The organism is Salinicoccus sp. RF5, from assembly GCF_020786625.1.
Lineage (GTDB): Bacteria > Bacillota > Bacilli > Staphylococcales > Salinicoccaceae > Salinicoccus.
In genome coordinates this window covers 1-461 of record NZ_JAJGRC010000012.1, presented here as the reverse complement: position 1 = coordinate 461, position 461 = coordinate 1, and the positions used below count along the sequence as shown (strand labels likewise).

Below are 461 nucleotides of genomic sequence, written 5' to 3'. Positions count from 1 at the left end.
CTAGCACGTAGCTCAAGTAGCGCCCGTCGATCGCCGCCAATACCCCGCGCTTGCCGTCGAAGTCCCGCAGGACCAGCAGCGCGGCGTCCGGCGTGACTTGGTTGCCGGGCATCAGCAAGAGGCGTCCGTCGACATAGTTCTCGATCCGCACCGGCTCGTCGAAGCCGCCGAACAACGACGTGCAATAGATCGTATTGTCGCGCGTCAAATTGACCGAGCGTACGAACGGCATGATCGCCACTTGCTCGCGCAGCGCCAGTTCGGCCTCGGGACAGGGGCGCCCCGCCACCGGCATGACCTTGCGCGCCGCCAACGCAGCGTTGTCGAGCATCCGTTCGAACTGCCGCACCGCATTCCCGGCTGCCTGCTCGGACGTCTCCTGGAGGCTTCGCTCGGCCTGCCAGTAGAGGATGAGCAGCCCCAGGACGATCGGCATCACCCCGACCAGCACGGACAACGAC

Annotated in this window: 1 protein-coding gene; it reads right to left on the bottom strand. The window is 65.7% G+C overall.

Going from position 1 to position 461, the window contains the following annotated elements; all coding sequences use genetic code 11:
- The coding region (locus tag LLU09_RS12525) for a CSS-motif domain-containing protein (protein ID WP_228312048.1) at window positions 1–461 on the bottom strand (461 nt) is incomplete at both ends.